Origin of the sequence: Sphingobium cloacae (genome assembly GCF_002355855.1) — a bacterium.
GTDB classification, from domain to species: Bacteria; Pseudomonadota; Alphaproteobacteria; order Sphingomonadales; family Sphingomonadaceae; genus Sphingobium; species Sphingobium cloacae.
In genome coordinates this window covers 322,551-339,219 of sequence record NZ_AP017656.1, presented here as the reverse complement: position 1 = coordinate 339,219, position 16,669 = coordinate 322,551, and the positions used below count along the sequence as shown (strand labels likewise).

Sequence of the window (16,669 nt, the reverse complement as noted above, 5' to 3'; positions counted from 1 at the left end):
AGGGGAGAGGGATTGGATGGGAGCGTTCAACAGGGGAGGACGAGATGTCCATCACGTTTCGCATCGCCACCGCCGCTGACGACGAGGCCCGCCCGCTGGCGGTCATTACCGCGCGCCAGCTCGCCGCCTTTCGCACCTTCCTGCGCGCCGAGGGCGAGCGGATCGGCACCGTGCTGCTCGACCCGGACGCTCCCGAGGACGCATTTCTGTCCTACCGCTTCGAGGCTCGCGTCTGCCCGCTCTCACTGGCGTCGATCGCCCGCCTCTTCGACTATGCCACGGACGTCATCACCGTGGTCGAGGAGGCACAGTTTCGCGGGCGGCGCGTCAGCGTCTTTCGCGACGAGGCGGCCGGCACGATCAACCTGACCGTGGCACTCACCACCGACATGGGGCTCGAACTCGACCTCGCCTCGAGCAACGCATTCGCGCTGCTGCAGAGCCTCGGCCTCGGAACCGAAAGCGTGGGCGAAACCGCGATCGAGACCGTCCGGGAACGCCTCGCCAGCGCGGCCTTCCGACGGCACGCGGCCGAGCAGGGCATCTCCCACTATATCGAACGGCTCGAGCGCCTTGTCGCGGCGGCCGCCACCGACGAATCCTGCCGGCTGGAATGGGCCTAGCCTCCACCGGAACCGGTCGCAGGCGGGGCGCGCCAGCTCGCTGGCGCGCCCTCAGCGGCTCCGAAAGCCAGGCCTCTCACGCGCGTCAGGATGCGGCCGCACGATCCATCCGCGGAGCCCGCTTCAGCAATGTATCCACGGCGTCGCGGAGGTGCGCGGCAGCCTTGTCCTCGTCCGCCGCTTCCAGCCACTCCAGCGCCTGCCGCATCAGCGCGAGCGCCATCGCTTTCTGGAGCGTCGGGTCCGTGTCGAGATCGTCCATTTCGATTGCCCGGGCGCACCTGATCCCAGCGGTCGCGTCGGAGCGCCCCGTCCAACGAACTCCCGCGCGCTGGGCGCGGGAGCCGGGGCTGGTAACACGTCGAGACATGCGCCTACGCTTTTAGTGCCGGGGCACCTGGACATATGCGCAGGCACCCCGGCGTGAGACCACACCGAGTTGCCGTTCTCGACGGGATTACCAGTCCCGGCGCTGCCGCTTTGCAGCGCCCCTGCGGACTAACATAGGCATTTCGGCGAACCAACCCGCGACTGCTCGCCGGCTGTTTCCACCTCCCGGTCAATGATGGTTGGGCGCGCGCGCGGCGGCCCCAAGATCGATCAGATCTCGCGGTCCCGCCGCACGTGGCCGGACCATTCCCGCGTGTCAAATCGAGCGCCGGGGTCGAGGGTGCTCACGCCCGCCGTCGCGCCCGGATCAGAGGATGAAATCTCTCACAGACTTCCCAGTGTGTCGTTGAGGGAGACGCCGCGTCAAGAATGAGCGGTGCCCCCAATTTTGCCGAGGCCTGCGCTCCGCTTCGCTCCACTCCGACCACGACAAAATCGGCACCCCCGCTCCCCGCTTCGCGGCTCCGGCTTCGCCTCCGTTCCTGACCCGGCGTCTCCCTCAACGACGGCCATTCCCCTGTCATTCAAGACGACAGGAGGCTCCGATGCAGATCAACCCCACCAGCGCTCACAACGATACCGCCGCCTACCTCGCCGCCCTCGCATACGCCGAGCGCCGCGCACTCCACAGCTTCTTCGACCAGCACGTCATCGAGGACGATACGCGGGGCTACATCGCCATCGATGAGGGCGACTATGGCGCGCTGCCGATGGCGCTCATCGACCGGGTGGTGCACACGGTCCCGGGCGGCATGTCCGACGAGTTCTGAAACGACAGGGAGGGGCGGAAACGCCTCTCCCTTTTTTTGCTGCCGGGGCACACGGGCATGAGGGGCATCGAGCCCCCCATGCCCGTGCCGCGACTGCGTCGCGGCGGGTCCGGCTCAGGCCGCGAGCCGCCGCTCCACTTCCTCGATTCCGAGCGCCTTGATACGTTTGGTCAGCGCCTCCAGGCGAGAGGCGGGGAGCCTGAGCAACCCCGCCTTCTCGATCGTTCTGATCGCCTCGTCGCGCTCGCGTTTCGCGAGTTGCTCGCGGCGCTCCGCCAACCGGCGCTCCTCTTCCTCGAGCGCCTGTCGTTCCTGTTCCAAAGTCCGTGCCATAAGGGCCTCGCTGTTCAAAGCTGATCGGGCCGTGAACGCGGCCTATTGTTGAAGCGCCTTGATCGCGCATTCAAGGGGCTTGGCATGTTTCGGGCGGCTCGGCGGCACCTTCCGGCGCCGCCGCACGGGCTCTACTCGCGTGTCGAAGACACGCTCACGAAGCCGGCACGCGCCGTCTTCGCCCATTCGGGTGACGATCCCTGCCGATCGGGTTCGGCCTTCGCATCCGAGCCGCGGACGTTCCGGACAGCTGGCGACGCAGGCCGTTCGCGGCGGCGCCGGTTCCGCGCGACGCGCGGCTCCATTCCCGGCCGGAGCCGGGACCCACCCCTGAACGACGATCACCAGGACCGCCCGGGGACCTGGAGCAATCCTGATAGATTCTAGCACACCCTACGCACCTGGCGGTGCAGGTTTTCGGGGTATGTCAATGGCTTACGAGCAATCTGGTGAGTGCCACGCCGTGGGACAGTTCGGCGCTTAGGTCCGATCCCAGCTATTCCAATGGCTTAGGCGTCCCACGCGGTCACACGCAGTCCGTGCGACGGCAATACCCTTTGCGCTGAGTGCGGCGATCGACTATAAGGCTCGTCGCCTCTTTCAATCCCCACCAGCCTCTCTGCTAGGAGGCTGGTTTGTCCACTACCAGGCATTGCACGGTTCGGCTGAACCGCCAGCAGCACGATCGCATCCTCGCGCTCGCTACCGAGCAGAATTGCAATCCGTCGGAGGTGATCCGGGCGGCCGTTGATGCCTATCTCGGCACCGCCACGCTCCTCACGTCAAGCCATCGCCGGCTCGCGCGCATCAGCGAGTTCATGCAGCTTGCGCTCGACGTCATCATCAGCGAGCAATATCCCGAGTTCCGCGACCGGATCATCGCCAACGCCGACAAGCGCCTGGAGCAATACCATGGCGCGTAACGACATCCGCACCGACGGCCGGCCGATCCCGCTGACCCACCATTCCGCACGCGGAAAAGTCCAACGCAACTCGGGCAATTTCACCCGCGGCAGCCAGCTCCTGACCCACGAGCTGCTGATGTGGTTCGCCGGCGCAAAACTTCCCTTCGTCGTCTGGTTCTTCGTGTTCCTCGCGGCCTGGTTCGTGATCATGTCGCTCAAACTGGACGAGCACGGCTTCCAACTCGTCTGCATGAAGCTCTACGCCATGCTCTGGGACTGGGTCGGCTTCGACCCGACGAAGCGCGTCAACGTCAGGCTTCCGAGCGGCGAACTCCACCGCACGATCATGGCCGTGGTCCCGTTGATGCCCGAGGTCCAGCGGGCCTGGAGCATCGCCATGCGCGGCCTTCTCGGCGCACTGCTTTTCTCGGTGTTCCTCACCATTCCCCTGTCGATCTGGTTCGTCGATCTCTCGCGTCGCCGTGGCAAGACGATCCTGCAGGAGCGGCACGAGCGCGGCGCTATGCTGGTCGATCGCGAGGTCCTCGTTGCCGAGGTCTCGCAGCACAACGCGGCCGCCTTCGAGATGGACGTGCGCAAATGCTTCCCGGGCCAGTCGCCCAAGCAGGTGCTCGCACTTCCCTTCACGGCGCGCAAGCGCGCCGGAATCCACCATCCCTACACGCTCGCCGGCATCCCCTTTCCGCACCGGATGGAGCAGTCGCACACCATGCTGATCGGTACGACCGGCTCGGGCAAGACCACCGAGCTCCGGAGCCTCGTCCGGCAGATGCGCGAGCGTCAGGACAGCGCCGTGATCTTCGACCTGACCGGTGCCTATGTGGAGGCCTTCTACGACCCGGCGCGTGACACGATCCTCAATCCGATGGACCGTCGCTGCCCTGCATGGTCGATCTTCTCGGACTGCCGCACGCACAGCGAGTTCACCGCCGCCGCCGCCGCTCTCATCCCCGCCGATGGCGGCTCGTCCGAGCCGTTCTGGGCGCTCGCAGCGCGGACCCTGTTCATCGAGATGTGCATCCGCCTGGTCGAGCGGGGCCAGACGACCAACCTGGCGCTCTCCGAGAACCTGATGACCGCCGATCTGAAGCGGGTCCATCGCTTCCTCCAGAACACGATCGCGGACCCGCTGACCGCGCCCGAAGCGGCGCGCATGGCGGAGTCGATCCGCGCCGTCTTCAACACGAATGCGCAGGTCCTGCGCTTCCTTCCCGACACGGGCGAGCCCTTCTCGATCCGGAACTGGATCACCGGCGAGAAGCAGCCCGGTTCGATCCTCTTCATCACCTCCAACTACGTCGATCTGCCGATGAACCGGGCGCTGCTGACGCTCTGGATGGACCTCGCCATCAACCGCCTTATGACGATGCCGCGCACGCGCGAGTTGCGGACCTGGTTCATGTTCGACGAGCTCGGCGCGCTGCACAAGTTGCCGGCAATCGAGAACGGCCTCCAGACCGCGCGCGCGTTCGGCGGCGCCATGATCCTCGGCATCCACAGCTTCGAGAAACTGATCGAGGTTTATGGCGAGCAAGGCGCCCGCAACCTCGCCTCGCTGGCACGTTCCAAGCTGATCCTTGCGACGGCCGATCTCGATACCGCCGAGCAGTGCGCGCGCTACATCGGCAATCGCGAAGTGCGGCAGATGGATGAAGCCTACAGCTATGGCTACAACAACACCCGCGACGCCTCGACACTGACTCCCAGGAAACAGGTCGAGCCGCTCGTGATCGCGGACGACATCACGAACCTGCCGTCGATGCACGGCTTCGTGAAGTTCCCCGACGGCTTCCCCGCCGCGCGCATCCAACTCCTCTGGAAGGACTATCCCCAGGTCGCCGAGGGCTTCCTGCCGCGACCCGACCTTCAGCCGGTCCGGTCAAGGCGCGGAGAGGAGGTGTTCGACGATGGCGGGGAGGGCGACGCGGGCGGGCGGGATGGCGCCGGCCAGGTCGTGGAAGAGGCCGTCGAGCCGGTCAACATCGCCAAGGAAATGGCCGCGCGGATCCTTGCCGCGGAGGCAACGGAGGAGCACAACCAAGCGAGCCGCCCGCCAGCCGAGCGCACCGAGGATCGCGGCGAGGAGCAAGCTCCGCGCGCGCACGCCGCCGATCGGGCGCAGGCGGTCCGCAATGCGCCCGATCAGGCGCAGGCGCCAACGGAAGGCCGTGACGATCGCCGCGAGAGTCGCGCTGGCCGAACGGCGCCCACGCCCGAGGATCAGACGCTCGCCGAATTGCGGCAGGACTTCTCAGCGAGCCGCGATCATGACGGCGCAGACATGGGAATCTGACCCATGCTCTCGGTCGCATCGGTCCGTTCCGCGTCCGGCGCCGCCGGCTACTTCGCGAAGGACGACTATTACACGGTCGAAGGCTCGTCGGAGATCAGCGCCTGGGGCGGGGAAGGTTCCGCCGCGCTCGGCCTTTCGGGCGAGGTGTCGAAGGAGGCATTCGAGGGCGTTCTCAACGGCATCTTGCCGAGCGGCGAGGCCGTCGCCCAGGTCGAGAACCGGCGGGCCGGAGTCGATCTCACCTTTTCGGCCCCGAAATCCGTTTCGGTGCTCGCCTATGTCGCCGGCGACAAGCGCATCCTCGGTCCCGACGGCGCCAACATGAAAGCCGTGACCCGCGCAATGGCCTGGGTAGAGAGCAACCTCGCCGAGGGGCGCAAGGACATCGAAGGCCGCAAGGTTCCGATGCGGAGCGGGAACCTCGTCTACGCGCTCTTCCAACACGACACGAGCCGCGCCCTCGACCCGCAAGCCCATGTCCACGCCGTCATCGCCAACCTGACCAAAATGCCCGACGGCAAGTGGCAGGCGCTCCACGCAGACAAGATCTGGTCGAACAACTCCGTGATCGGCTCGATCTACCATGCCTTCCTGCGCGAGGAGCTCGAGAAGCTCGGCTACCAGGTGGAGCTCAAGGGCAAGCACGGCACGTTCGAGATCGCCGGCGTGCCCAAGCCGGTGCTCGACGCGTTCAGCCAGCGCCGCGAGGCGATACTCGAAAAGGCGGCCGAGCTCGGCATTGTATCGGCCAAGGGGTGGGACGGCGTCACCACCAACACGCGCGATCCCAAGCTCAACGTCGAGGATCGCGAGGCGCTGCGGCAGGCATGGATCGACAAGGCGGCAGCGCTCGGTTTCGACGGCAAGTCGCTCCTCGACGCAGCCCTCGCCCGGGCGGCGCAACGCGATCCCGGCAGCGCGCTCGAACGCGGCTACCGCGCCGTATCGGAAGCGGTGTCGACGGCATGGGACAAGCTCGGGTCGGCCCTGCGCGCGCACGATCCTCTCGTCGATCGCGGCCTTGCGCGAGTGACCACCTCGCCGGCCGAAGCACGCGCGCAACTGGCGGTCGCCTCCGCCGTCCGGATGCTGTCCGAACGCGAAGCCGCCTTCAGCGTCCACCAGCTTGGCAAGACCGCGCTCGACCTCGGGCTGAAGGGAGTGACAGTCGACCATGTCGAGCGGCGGATCGAGCAGCTTGTCGGGCGTGGCCAGCTCATCGTGGGCGAGGCGCGGATGGGCGACACGCACCCGCGGATGGTCACGACCCGGGAAGCCCTCCTGACCGAGGAACGGATCCTCGGGGCAGTCGAGGAGGGCAGGGGGCTCGCCTCGCCCATCCTCGCCGCGCAGGACGCTCCAGGGCGGCTCCAGGCGGTCGCAGACAGGGAGCTCAACGCCGGCCAGCTCGGCGCGGCCGCGCTGATCCTTTCCTCTGAGGACAGGACCGTCGCGATCCAGGGCATCGCCGGCGCCGGCAAGTCGACCATGCTGCAGGCGGTTGCGCGCGTCGCGGAAGCCGAGGGCCGCGCGGTCATAGGCCTGGCCTTCCAGAACAAGATGGTCGCCGATCTCGCGGAAGGGGCAGGGATCAGATCCCAGACGATCGCCTCGTTCATCCTCGCCAACGAGCGCCACGTTCAGGCCGGGGGACCCGCATACGACGAAGCCCGCGCCGCGCTCGCCGGCTCGATGCTCATCGTCGACGAAACCTCGATGGTCTCGTCCGACGACATGCTCACGCTCCACCAGATCGCCGCCGCGCTCGGCGTCGACAAGCTCGTCCTCGTGGGCGACCGCCAGCAGCTCTCTTCAATCGACGCCGGCAAGTCGTTCGCGCTCATCCAGGCGGGTGGAGGCACGATGGCGCGAATGGACGAGAATATCCGGCAGCGCACGGATCAGCTCCGCACCGTCGCGGCGCTCGCCAACCTCGGCGAAGCGTCCAAAGCGATGAAGGTGCTGGGCGAAAGCGTCGTCGAGCATCAGAGTCCGGCGCTCCATGCGGCCGAGATGTGGCTCGGCCTTTCCGCCGCCGATCGCGACGCGACGGCCGTGTTCGCGTCGGGGCGCGCGGCGCGAGCGGTCATCAACCAGCGCATCCAGGACGGCCTCGCCACCGAAGGCAGCGTGCGAGGGGAGGGCATCCACCTCACGGTGTACGAGCGCGTCAACACCACGCGCGAGGAGCTGCGCTATGCGGCCACCTATCAGGCCGGGCAGGCGCTCGAGGTCGGCCGCGGCGGCGGCCAGGACGTCGGCCTGGCCGCTGGCCGCTATGACGTCGCCAAGGTCCATCCGAACGGCAAGGTCGACCTGAAGCTCGGCAACCGGTCCATACGCTTTGATCCGCAGAAGCTGTCGCCGACCGAAAAGCGCGACCGGCTGCAGCTCAGCGAGAAAAAGGATCTCCACCTGCGTGAGGGCGACCGCATTCGCTGGACCGCCAACGACAAGGAACGCGGGCTCCACAACTCGGCGTTGGCGCGGGTGCTCGCGGTCGACGCCGGCGGCGTGACCGTCGAGACCGCCGGCAAGGAGCGGCTGACGCTCGATCTCGGCGACCCGATGCTGTCGCGGCTCGACCTTGCCTACTCACTTAACATGCACATGGCGCAGGGCATCACGACCGACAAGGCGATCACCGTCATGTCGAGCCAGGAGCGCAATCTCTCCAACCAGCGTCTGTTCAATGTCGGGGTCACGCGCGTGCGGGATGAGCTCACGATGGTGGTCGACGACAAGGAGAAGCTCGAGCGCCAGCTCGACAACAATCCGGGCAACAAGACGTCGGCACTCGAAACCGTCGGTCGCCTCGACGTTGATCACGAACGCACACGCGGCAAGAGCAGCGGACCCCGCGAGAAGCTTCATGTCGGCCCGGTCGACCTGGCGGACCTGCCGCCGTTGCCGGGTGAGCTGCCGTCCCCGGCCGACACGCAAGGCGCCGCCGCCGCTGCCGGCGCTTCCAAGTCACCGCCCGACCTCAAGCCGGACCGTGGCGACGCTCTGCCGCCGCTGCCGGAACGGAGCCTGGGGCTCGACCTGTGAAGACCGGCCGGCCGGACGCCGGAGCTTGATGATGGAGACGACGATGAGTGGATGGGATTTTGACGAGGTGGGTAAGTTCGGGAGCGCCAAGGCCGCCGAGGATTTTGCCAAGCGCAACGATGTCGATCCGCGGGACATCCGGACGCGCGAAACCCGGGACGGCGTCGAACTGGAAATCCGGCGCTCGAGCCTCGACCGGCGCGGGCTCAAGGACAGCGGCGAGGGCCGCCGCGACGGCTGGAGCTGACTTTCAAAGCCGGCGCGGCTGCGCCGGGACATCGCCCACCATGGGGGAGCCTGACATATGCCCAGCCTCATCGGATCGTCCCTCGCGATGATTATATTCCTCGGCTGCGCGTTCGCGCTGCTGATATTGCTCAACAGCAGTTCGTCGCGTCCCGACGGTCAGCCCGAGCCGGTCCCAGCGCAAGCAGAACCGGTCGCGCGGCAGTTCCTAACCGAAAGGGAGGAGGCCATGTTGGCCGCGATCGAGCAGATACTGCCCGGCCATCGCATTCACGCCCAAGTATCCATGGGAGCGCTCCTGCGGGCACCACGCCGCGATGGACGCAAGGCCAGCGCGGCGGATCGCAACAGCTTCTCGCAAAAGATTGTCGATTTCGTCGTGCAGGATCGCTTGAGCGGATCCGTCGTCGCCTTGGTCGAGGTCGACGATTCCTCTCACGTCGCGCGTCGCGACCAGGAACGCGATGCGATGACGCAGCGCGCGGGCTACACGACGATCCGCATTCCGGTCCGGGCCAAGCCGGCCCTTCCAGATGTCCGGCTCGCGCTCGCGCCCCTCCTTCAGTCGAGAACGAGCATCTCGGCGGCTGAAGACCGGCAGGCGGGCGATGCTTGATCAGCGGCCGGCGCCGGCGAAGCTCCCCGCTCGGCGCACCAGCTTTCGCGAGCCTACCGCGACCACTGAGCTTCCGCGCCCACGGCCACGCGCTATGCCATCGGAGCGACACTTGAAGGCGATGGGTGGGCCCGGCCCCGCGGTCCTGTTGCTTCGGCACTCTGGCATCCACTGGAGCCGGACGGCAGCCTTTTGCATGCGCCCCGCGCCCCTGCCGATCGGGAAGCGCGCCAGCTACGGCCGTGTCCCCCGAACCTCACCACGGGAGGGTTGCCGTGGGCCTCGATGACAGGGACTATATGCGCGAACGGCGGCGCAGGGAGGGACGCTTCGGAGGCGCCCCGTGGTTCGATGGTACCAACCGGGGTTTCGACTATCAGAAGGGCCGCAAGGTGCGGTTCGGTCCCCACCCCATGCAGAAGTGGATCATTCTGCTGTCCGCCGCCTCCTTCCTTTATCCGATGTACCGGGAAGCGAGGCGCAGTGGCTGGCTCCCCGATCGGGAAGCAGCCTTGCCTTTTCCGCCCTCTGGAAGCGTCACGGTGAACGCGGCCATAGACCCGCACGATGCCACATCGCGCATGCGGGTGGTGACGGCATCGGCCAATGCTGTCGTCCAACTGTTCGACCCCGGATCCGACCACCACGTCATCTCGGTCTACGTTCATGGCGACGATGACGTCACTGTCCCGGTTCCGCCTGGCACCTATCGGATGCGTGTCATCGAGGGCGACAAATGGCATGGGCCCGTGAAGTTCTTCGGACCATCGACGACTTATGAAAGCGTCGTGAAGCTCATGACATTCACGCGACGGCATTTCGGAGGGATTGACCTGCATCGACGCCCGGATGGAACGTTGAAGACGCGGGTCAAGATCGGCGACCCGCCGCCTTTGCTCGCCGTCGAGGGGAAGGGGAGGTGACCCGCCGCGCGGGCGGGGTTCAGCGCTCCCCACCGATGGCAGTGTCTAGCGCCGCTTCAAGTCGATCGATCACGGCCGCGCGGCTCGTCATCTTGGGGAGCTCCCGGCGAGCGAAATCCTGGAGCCGCCGCACGTCCCGCGCTGGCAGACGCAACGTCAGGATCGTTCGGTCAAGCGCCGTCGGATCGATCGCATCCGCTTCTTTCCCGGCTATGAGAAAGTGCTCGAGCAGACGCTTGCGAGCGGCAAAGCTCCAGCCCAGCGCGGCAAGCTCATCCGGCGAGAGGGCAAGCAGCGCGAGCGCGACATCCATGATGTCTTCAAAGGGCAGCAGGACGCGTACGACCCGTCCGCCGCGCTCGCGCCAGCGCCGAAGCGGTCCGCCTTTCACTGCAGGGTTGGCCCAGCGTCTTCGCCGTCCAGCGATCGTAGAGCAGCCAATATCTCGTCGACTGAGACGGGATGTCGGGCGCCTGGCGGCCGGCGGAGCGCCGGCTGACCCTCGACCGCGACGCGGTCGGATGCCCAGGAAGCGAGGATGGCGCGCTTCACCTCGGGTTCGAGTGTCGGATGCTCGGCGACATCGAAGGGATGAAGGTATCGGGAAACAGGCTGCGACATGACTCTGCCTCCTTTCGTTTCAGGTCGCGGCTATGCTTCGGTCCGGCTGAACCGCTCGAAAGATCTGGAAATGATTTGAACAAGATCAAGGCCTGGCGCGCAGTCAAGAAGTGCTTGTTGGCCTCCGTGAACTCGCTGCTGTCGGATCCTGATCCTCACTGCGCTGGACAAGCGGGTCTTATCCGCCTCGTTCATTACCCGCCCAGCGAATTACCACCGTGCGAGCGAGTTCTAAACAGATTGGCTCTGATTCCATCGAAGAGGAACGAACCTACCGCCGCGCTTCCCGAGCCGCTTGGATTGCTGGCACGGCATGGTCGAGAACTGCTTCACCGGACAACGCTCGATGAGACCGGGCAGTAGCGCCGCAATCATTGCGGCCGAAGGCGAAGCCTGTCCGGGCACCGCTCGACTCCTCGCGCGTTCTCCACCAAGAAGGAGAGCGTCCATGAGCAAGCGCGAACTGATCGATACGGGTACAGACAAACGCTACGTTCGGCGTGACGAGAAAGGCCAGTTCAAGGAATCAGATGACGTCGGCAAATCCTTGGCCGCTGATCGGCGCACCAAGGCAAAGACGACGGTCAAGCCCGGCCAGGGCGATCGCGGCGATCAGAAGAAGAAGTGATGTCGCGATGATCGCGATTTCCGCCGACACCTGATGGCCCGGGCTGCTTCCCGCGCAAGTAGCGAGCACAATACGTCTCTCCCGCGCGCCGGGGCAGCGGCACCCCCACCCTTTCGGGCTGTCCAGCTCGCACAGCTCGTCGATACCGTGCCGAGCGGCGACCGCTGGCTCCACGAGATGAAATATGACGGCTACCGGACGCTGATCGCGGTCGGCGGCGGCGAAGGCCGTGCCTACACCCGCTCCGGTCTCGACTGGTCGGATCGCTTCGCCGGCATCGTTACCGACGCTCTCAAGCTCAAGGTCGGTTCTGCGCTGATCGACGGCGAAGCGGTGGTGCTCGATGTCGACGGGCGATCGAGCTTTCAGGCGCTACAGGGCGCGCTCAAGGGCGCGCCGGCCACGATCGACTATTTCGCGTTCGACCTGCTGGAGCTCGACGGCGAGGATTTGACCGGCCTGCCGCTCGTCGAGCGAAAGGCGAAGCTCCAGAAGATCCTGCCAAAGAGCAAGAGCCGGCTGCGCTACTCCGATCATATCGTGGGCAGCGGCGAGAAGCTCCTCAACCAGTTCTGCGCCGCCGGGCTCGAAGGCGTGATCTCGAAGCTCGCGACCGGCAAATATGTCGGCTCGCGCTCGGGTGGATGGCTCAAGACCAAGTGCATCAAGCGACAGGAGTTCGTCGTCGTCGGCTGGACACCGTCGGACAAGTCGCGGCTGTTCCGCTCGCTGATCCTCGCCATCCACGAGAAAGGCGAGCTGCGTTACGCCGGCAAGGTCGGCACCGGCTTCGACACCGCCGAGCTGATCCGGCTCATGGAGATCATGAAGCCGATCGAGCAGTCGGCGCCCACCGTGAAAGCGCCCCGTGCCGAAGTTCGCGGCGCGCATTGGCTCAAGCCCAAGCTGGTCGCCGAGATCGCCTATACCGAGATGACCAATGAAGGCACGCTTCGCCATCCGAGCTATCTCGGCCTGCGCGAGGACAAGAAGCCCGAGGCGGTGGTGCTGGAGACCGCGGCGCCAGTCGAGACCGTGACGGCGCCATCGTCGGTAAAGATCAGCAACCCGGAGCGGATCATCGATCCGGACAGCGGTATCACCAAGGGCGCGCTCGCCGACCACTATGCCGCCGTCGCCGCGATCATGCTGCCATGGGTCGGATCGCGGCCGATCAGCCTAGTGCGTTGTCCGCAGGGCCGCGCCAAGAAGTGCTTCTTCCAGAAGCACGACGCCGGCAGCTTCGGCGATGCCGTCAAGCATGTCGGCATCATGGAGAAGGACGGACACGAAGAACCCTATCTCTACATCGACACCCCGGACGGCCTGCTGACTTGCGTCCAGATGGGCACGATCGAGTTCCACGGCTGGGGAGCGCGCATCGAGGATGTCGAGAAAGCCGACCGGCTGGTGTTCGATCTCGACCCTGACGAAGGGCTCGACTTCGAGGCCGTGCGCAAGGCCGCCTTCCACTTTCGCGAGATCCTCCAGTCGATCGGACTCAAAACTTTCCCGATGGTCACCGGCGGCAAGGGCATCCACGTCATCGCGCCGCTGGTACCGCGTGCCGAGTGGCCCGAGGTGAAGAGCTTCGCGCACCGCCTGGCCCAGGCGGTCGCGCAGAGCGACCCCGACAACTTCACCGCCGCCTTGCCCAAGGCGCAGCGCAAGGGCCGCATCTTCGTCGATTATCTGCGCAACCAGCACGGCGCGACTGCCGTCATGCCCTATAGCGTGCGGGCACGATCGGGCGCGCCGGTCGCAGCGCCGATCTCATGGAAGGAGATGGAGACGATCGACACGCCCGCACACTGGCGTGTCGGTGATGCCAAGGAACTGGTGAAGCGCGCCGCGTCGAAGGCGCTCGCCGGCTGGGGCCGCGCCGATCAGACCCTCCCCGACCTGTGAAGATCGCCACCTACAACGTGAACGGCGTCAACGGCCGTCTGCCGGTGCTGCTGCGCTGGCTTGAAGAGGCGCAGCCTGACGTCGTTTGCCTGCAGGAGCTGAAGGCGCCGCAGGAGAGATTCCCGGAACAATCGATCCGGGATCTTGGCTATGACGCGATCTGGCACGGCCAGAAAAGCTGGAACGGCGTCGCGCTCCTGAGCCGGGTCGGCGAGATTCACGAAACGCGCCGTGGCCTCCCCGGCGATCCCGACGACAGCCACAGCCGTTATATCGAGGCCGCGGTCAACGGCATCCTCATCGGCGGACTCTATTTGCCGAACGGCAATCCACGTCCCGGCCCAAAATTCGACTATAAGTTGCGCTGGTTCGAGCGCCTGATCGAACATGCCAAGGGACTGCTCGACAGCGGCCTGCCTGTCATGCTCGCCGGCGACTTCAACGTCATGCCGACCGATCTCGACGTCTATAAACCTGAGCGCTGGCTCGACGACGCGCTGTTCGCGCCCGAGGTCAAGGCGGCCTATTTCCGGCTGCTCGACCAGGGCTGGACCGACGCGCTGCGGACGCTGCATCCGGGCGAGGTCATTTATACCTTCTGGGACTATTTCCGGAACGCCTATGCCCGTAACGCGGGTTTGCGCATCGACCATCTGCTGCTCAGCCCCGCGCTGGCCGACCGGCTCGTCGATGCACAGGGTCGACGCGCACGTGCGCGGGTGGGAGAAGACCAGCGACCATGCCCCGGTGTGGATCGAACTTTCGGACAAGCCGAAACGTCGCCGCAAGGCGGCAGTGCGGGAGACGGCATGATGGAGACCGAGCAGTTCATTCTGCATCAGAAGGATTGGGTGCCAAATAACGAGCGCCTTACGGTCTTGGTCTATCGCAGCGCCGTCAAAGCCGAAGGCAAGGAGGCCGCCAAGCAATTCGAGCGTCTCTTCACCGATCACGGCTGGCCGCCGCAATGGCGCGATACGGTTTATGGCTATCACCATTATCACTCGACCGCGCACGAAGCGCTCGGCGTGGCGACAGGGTTCGGGACGCTGCTGCTCGGTGGTCCGGGCGGGCGCGAGTTCGAAGTGCGCGCCGGCGATGCGGTGGTTCTGCCGGTAGGCACTGGCCATCGCCGGCTCGAGGTAAGCGACGACTTCATGGTCGTCGGCGCCTACCCGCAGGGGCAGGACTGGGACATCTGCCGCGAGGCGCCGTCCGACGAAGCGCGACAGCGGATGCGCGCGCTCCCCGTCCCGGCGGAAGACCCGATCCTCGGGAAGGACGGCCCGCTTCGCCAAAGCTGGAAAGCATGACGGTCGGCTGGAAGCTCGATCCCGATGACCGCGCGGCGCTGCTCGCGCGCTTCCCGCCCCGCTATGCCGAGACAGTCGCCGATCATGTGACGCTGCGGTTCTCCACCGACGAGGCGACACCACTGCCCACCGCGACCGCGGGCGAGGTAGTCGGCGAGGCGGACGATGAAGTGGGCGTGCAGGCGCTTGTGGTCGAGATTGGCGGAACTACCGCGCGCGGCGACGGCAGCCATTTCCATATTACCTGGTCGCTCGCGTCGGGCCGGGCCGCGAAGGAGAGCAATGATGTGATCGGCCAGCGCGGCTGGCGCGCCATCGATCCCGCCCTGCCGATCCGCCTCACCCCGGTGCGCTGGAAGAGCTGATCATGGCAGGGTTCCTCTCTGGATGACCGCCCCCGCATGTCAGATCGCCAGCATGCGCTGGCCGGCGCTGGCGCCGACTTCCTCGACCACGAACGTCCGCGCCGGCGGCGTCACCAGCAGGTCCGCTTCGGCAAAGGTGAGATCGAGCCACTGTTTGACCTGCCGGCGATAGATGATCGCGCCGTGGCGATCCTGATAGCGGGCGACCTCGGAGTTCGCCGGTACGGTGACGACGCGGTAGCAGAGCGGCCAGTCGCCCGTTGCCGGCTCCCAGATGCCGGCAAGGTAGAAGTGATTGCCGTCGTCGAGCGACACCCGGTAGCGCTTCTTGCCGACCGTCATGTGGAATTCGCTCGCCGGAATGAGGCAGCGATGGCTCGGAAAGGTCCGCCCCTCCGAGCGCACGAAGCGGTAAGACTCGCCGTCGCTGAAACGCGGGTTCGATCCCCAGGTCGCCTCGACCATCTCGATTTCGCTGGCATCGTCCGGATTTCGCCGGATGATGGCGCGGCGAGCGCCCAGCGGCGCATCCGAATCTAAGGGGGTTGGCGACTCCATAGGCTAGAACATAATGGGAACAACGAAGAGTCGCAAGAAAGGCTGACCGCTTTGTGCAATGACTACCGACTGGAGGTGGATATCGCCTCGATCGCCGAGGATTTCGACGATCTGAAGATCAAGATCAAAATGCCCGAGGGCACACCGAACGTGGCCGCGCGCGAGGATATCAGGATCAGCGATACCGCGCCGATCGTCCGCAGCGCGGAGGGCGAGCGCGGGGCTGGCGAACTGGTCAATCGCAAGTGGAGCTGGCCCGGCCAGGGCGGGAAGCCGGTGTATAATTTCCGGTCCGAAGGCCGTGAGTTCACCAGCGGGAGGTGCCTAATTCTTGCTGATGGCTTCTACGAATTCGGGGACGCGCAACCCGGCCATAAGCGCAAGACCAAATATCTGTTCACGCTGAACGACCATGAATGGTTTTGCATCGCCGGGATCTGGCGCTCGCATCCCCAAGCCGGCGAAGCCTTCACGATGCTGACGATGGAGCCGGGTGAGGATGTGAAGCCCTATCACCATCGCCAGATCATCCCGCTCCGGCGCGACCAATGGGCGAACTGGCTCGATCCAAACGTGCCGGCGGCCGATGTCCTGAAGGCACTGCCGAAGGGCAGCCTCACCGTGACGCAGGTCTATCCGCCCCTCGCCGAGCCGGCGCTGCTCTGACAATGCCCAACGCCAATTCGCTCGACCGCTTCGTCGAGGCCCAGACGCTCGCCTATCCCGGCGCGCTCGCCGAAATCCGCCGCGGAGCCAAGCGCTCGCACTGGATTTGGTACATCTTTCCGCAGATCGCGGGGCTCGGGCGCAGCTCGACCGCGCAGCATTTCGCGATCCGCTCAGCGGACGAAGCGCGCAACTATTTCGATCATCCGGTGCTCGGCCCGCGCTATATCGAGTGCGTGACCGCGTTGCAGGACTTGCCCATCAGCGATCCCGTCGCGGTGTTCGGCGAGATCGACGCGATGAAGCTGCGATCGTCGCTGACTCTCTTCGAGACGGTCCGCCCCTCGCCGCTACTCGCCGCCGCGCTCGACCGCTGGTTCGGCGGCAAGCGCGACGAGATGACGCTACGGCTCCTGGGCGACGACTGACTCTGCTTGAC

General features: G+C 66.0%; 19 protein-coding genes and 1 pseudogene. 15 read left to right on the top strand and 5 right to left on the bottom strand.

Annotated elements, in window-relative coordinates:
* Positions 1 to 44: 44 nt before the first annotated feature.
* A complete protein-coding gene (locus SCLO_RS20270; protein ID WP_066518890.1) occupies positions 45 to 623 on the top strand; it encodes a hypothetical protein in 579 nt (192 codons plus the stop codon).
* Between the two features lie 85 nt (positions 624 to 708).
* Here the strand turns inward: SCLO_RS20270 and SCLO_RS23505 are convergent, their stop codons facing one another.
* On the bottom strand, positions 709 to 885 hold the full coding sequence (locus tag SCLO_RS23505) for a hypothetical protein (protein ID WP_156442230.1): 177 nt from the start codon (positions 883 to 885) through the stop codon (positions 709 to 711).
* Positions 886 to 1,558: 673 nt separating this feature from the next.
* On the opposite strand from SCLO_RS23505, the gene SCLO_RS20265 reads away from it, so the two are divergent.
* On the top strand, positions 1,559 to 1,783 hold the full coding sequence (locus SCLO_RS20265; protein ID WP_030541263.1) for a hypothetical protein: 225 nt from the start codon (positions 1,559 to 1,561) through the stop codon (positions 1,781 to 1,783).
* 114 nt (positions 1,784 to 1,897) lie between these two features.
* On the opposite strand, the gene SCLO_RS20260 is transcribed toward SCLO_RS20265, so the two are convergent.
* A complete protein-coding gene (locus SCLO_RS20260) occupies positions 1,898 to 2,134 on the bottom strand; it encodes a hypothetical protein (protein WP_407695340.1) in 237 nt (78 codons plus the stop codon).
* A 617-nt stretch (positions 2,135 to 2,751) separates the two neighbouring features.
* Between SCLO_RS20260 and SCLO_RS20255 the strand changes: the two genes are divergently transcribed.
* The 6 genes from SCLO_RS20255 to SCLO_RS20230 all read left to right on the top strand — a co-directional run bounded on the left by SCLO_RS20255 (position 2,752) and on the right by SCLO_RS20230 (position 10,171).
* Complete coding sequence (locus tag SCLO_RS20255) at positions 2,752 to 3,039, top strand: hypothetical protein (RefSeq protein WP_030541282.1); 288 nt, start codon at positions 2,752 to 2,754, stop codon at positions 3,037 to 3,039.
* Positions 3,029 to 5,335 carry a type IV secretion system DNA-binding domain-containing protein gene (locus SCLO_RS20250; RefSeq protein WP_066518889.1) on the top strand — a complete coding sequence of 769 codons (2,307 nt, stop codon included), beginning with the start codon at positions 3,029 to 3,031 and terminating at the stop codon, positions 5,333 to 5,335. Before SCLO_RS20255 ends, SCLO_RS20250 begins: the two co-directional genes overlap by 11 nt.
* A 3-nt stretch (positions 5,336 to 5,338) precedes the next feature.
* Positions 5,339 to 8,386: a MobF family relaxase gene (mobF, locus tag SCLO_RS20245; RefSeq protein WP_066518888.1), complete on the top strand. Its 3,048-nt coding sequence runs from the start codon at positions 5,339 to 5,341 to the stop codon at positions 8,384 to 8,386.
* A 43-nt stretch (positions 8,387 to 8,429) separates the two neighbouring features.
* Entirely contained in the window at positions 8,430 to 8,633 is a 204-nt protein-coding gene (locus tag SCLO_RS20240) for a hypothetical protein (protein WP_066518928.1), read from the top strand.
* Positions 8,634 to 8,690: 57 nt separating this feature from the next.
* On the top strand, positions 8,691 to 9,248 hold the full coding sequence (locus tag SCLO_RS20235) for a DUF2726 domain-containing protein (protein ID WP_066518887.1): 558 nt from the start codon (positions 8,691 to 8,693) through the stop codon (positions 9,246 to 9,248).
* Between the two features lie 275 nt (positions 9,249 to 9,523).
* Entirely contained in the window at positions 9,524 to 10,171 is a 648-nt protein-coding gene (locus tag SCLO_RS20230) for a hypothetical protein (RefSeq protein ID WP_066518883.1), read from the top strand.
* Positions 10,172 to 10,190: 19 nt separating this feature from the next.
* On the opposite strand, the gene SCLO_RS20225 is transcribed toward SCLO_RS20230, so the two are convergent.
* Together SCLO_RS20225 and SCLO_RS20220 are read right to left on the bottom strand one after the other, a co-directional pair.
* Positions 10,191 to 10,484: a hypothetical protein gene (locus SCLO_RS20225; RefSeq protein ID WP_231726496.1), complete on the bottom strand. Its 294-nt coding sequence runs from the start codon at positions 10,482 to 10,484 to the stop codon at positions 10,191 to 10,193.
* A gap of 74 nt (positions 10,485 to 10,558) precedes the next feature.
* Positions 10,559 to 10,792, bottom strand: a complete 234-nt coding sequence (locus SCLO_RS20220) for a hypothetical protein (protein WP_066518880.1) — start codon at positions 10,790 to 10,792, stop codon at positions 10,559 to 10,561.
* A 448-nt stretch (positions 10,793 to 11,240) separates the two neighbouring features.
* Here SCLO_RS20220 and SCLO_RS20215 point away from each other — a divergent pair, with 448 nt between their 5' ends.
* The 5 genes and pseudogenes from SCLO_RS20215 (at position 11,241) to SCLO_RS20195 (ending at position 15,006) form a co-directional block, all read left to right on the top strand.
* Positions 11,241 to 11,420 (top strand): hypothetical protein, encoded by a 180-nt coding sequence (locus SCLO_RS20215; RefSeq protein ID WP_042469238.1) that lies wholly within the window; start codon positions 11,241 to 11,243, stop codon positions 11,418 to 11,420.
* A 33-nt stretch (positions 11,421 to 11,453) separates the two neighbouring features.
* Positions 11,454 to 13,328: a DNA ligase D gene (gene ligD / locus SCLO_RS20210; protein ID WP_066518877.1), complete on the top strand. Its 1,875-nt coding sequence runs from the start codon at positions 11,454 to 11,456 to the stop codon at positions 13,326 to 13,328.
* Positions 13,325 to 14,141: pseudogene (gene xth / locus SCLO_RS20205) on the top strand (exodeoxyribonuclease III). The gene ligD and the pseudogene xth overlap by 4 nt, the downstream one beginning before the upstream one ends.
* Positions 14,138 to 14,641 (top strand): cupin, encoded by a 504-nt coding sequence (locus SCLO_RS20200; RefSeq protein WP_066518875.1) that lies wholly within the window; start codon positions 14,138 to 14,140, stop codon positions 14,639 to 14,641. The pseudogene xth and the gene SCLO_RS20200 overlap by 4 nt, the downstream one beginning before the upstream one ends.
* Positions 14,638 to 15,006, top strand: a complete 369-nt coding sequence (locus SCLO_RS20195; RefSeq protein WP_066518870.1) for a hypothetical protein — start codon at positions 14,638 to 14,640, stop codon at positions 15,004 to 15,006. Before SCLO_RS20200 ends, SCLO_RS20195 begins: the two co-directional genes overlap by 4 nt.
* Positions 15,007 to 15,045: 39 nt before the next feature.
* Here the strand turns inward: SCLO_RS20195 and SCLO_RS20190 are convergent, their stop codons facing one another.
* Complete coding sequence (locus SCLO_RS20190) at positions 15,046 to 15,564, bottom strand: SOS response-associated peptidase family protein (RefSeq protein ID WP_231726500.1); 519 nt, start codon at positions 15,562 to 15,564, stop codon at positions 15,046 to 15,048.
* A 51-nt stretch (positions 15,565 to 15,615) separates the two neighbouring features.
* Between SCLO_RS20190 and SCLO_RS20185 the strand changes: the two genes are divergently transcribed.
* Together SCLO_RS20185 and SCLO_RS20180 are read left to right on the top strand one after the other, a co-directional pair.
* The gene (locus tag SCLO_RS20185) at positions 15,616 to 16,230 is read left to right on the top strand and encodes an SOS response-associated peptidase (protein WP_066518867.1); all 615 of its coding nucleotides are present in this window, start codon (positions 15,616 to 15,618) and stop codon (positions 16,228 to 16,230) included.
* 2 nt (positions 16,231 to 16,232) lie between these two features.
* Positions 16,233 to 16,658 carry a DUF1810 domain-containing protein gene (locus SCLO_RS20180; protein WP_066518864.1) on the top strand — a complete coding sequence of 142 codons (426 nt, stop codon included), beginning with the start codon at positions 16,233 to 16,235 and terminating at the stop codon, positions 16,656 to 16,658.
* The last annotated feature ends 11 nt before the right edge of the window (positions 16,659 to 16,669 follow it).

Bases quoted from the DNA above. Each gene is read 5' to 3' on its own strand.
- mobF (WP_066518888.1), top strand. From the start codon at position 5,339: ATGCTCTCGGTCGCATCGGTCCGTTCCGCGTCCGGCGCCGCCGGCTAC.
- SCLO_RS20215 (WP_042469238.1), top strand. From the start codon at position 11,241: ATGAGCAAGCGCGAACTGATCGATACGGGTACAGACAAACGCTACGTT.
- ligD (WP_066518877.1), top strand. From the start codon at position 11,454: ATGGCCCGGGCTGCTTCCCGCGCAAGTAGCGAGCACAATACGTCTCTC.
- SCLO_RS20270 (WP_066518890.1), top strand. From the start codon at position 45: ATGTCCATCACGTTTCGCATCGCCACCGCCGCTGACGACGAGGCCCGC.
- SCLO_RS23505 (WP_156442230.1), bottom strand. From the start codon at position 885: ATGGACGATCTCGACACGGACCCGACGCTCCAGAAAGCGATGGCGCTC.
- SCLO_RS20190 (WP_231726500.1), bottom strand. From the start codon at position 15,564: ATGGAGTCGCCAACCCCCTTAGATTCGGATGCGCCGCTGGGCGCTCGC.
- SCLO_RS20265 (WP_030541263.1), top strand. From the start codon at position 1,559: ATGCAGATCAACCCCACCAGCGCTCACAACGATACCGCCGCCTACCTC.
- SCLO_RS20240 (WP_066518928.1), top strand. From the start codon at position 8,430: ATGAGTGGATGGGATTTTGACGAGGTGGGTAAGTTCGGGAGCGCCAAG.
- SCLO_RS20195 (WP_066518870.1), top strand. From the start codon at position 14,638: ATGACGGTCGGCTGGAAGCTCGATCCCGATGACCGCGCGGCGCTGCTC.
- SCLO_RS20220 (WP_066518880.1), bottom strand. From the start codon at position 10,792: ATGTCGCAGCCTGTTTCCCGATACCTTCATCCCTTCGATGTCGCCGAG.
- SCLO_RS20200 (WP_066518875.1), top strand. From the start codon at position 14,138: ATGATGGAGACCGAGCAGTTCATTCTGCATCAGAAGGATTGGGTGCCA.
- SCLO_RS20235 (WP_066518887.1), top strand. From the start codon at position 8,691: ATGCCCAGCCTCATCGGATCGTCCCTCGCGATGATTATATTCCTCGGC.
- SCLO_RS20180 (WP_066518864.1), top strand. From the start codon at position 16,233: ATGCCCAACGCCAATTCGCTCGACCGCTTCGTCGAGGCCCAGACGCTC.
- SCLO_RS20225 (WP_231726496.1), bottom strand. From the start codon at position 10,484: ATGGATGTCGCGCTCGCGCTGCTTGCCCTCTCGCCGGATGAGCTTGCC.
- SCLO_RS20250 (WP_066518889.1), top strand. From the start codon at position 3,029: ATGGCGCGTAACGACATCCGCACCGACGGCCGGCCGATCCCGCTGACC.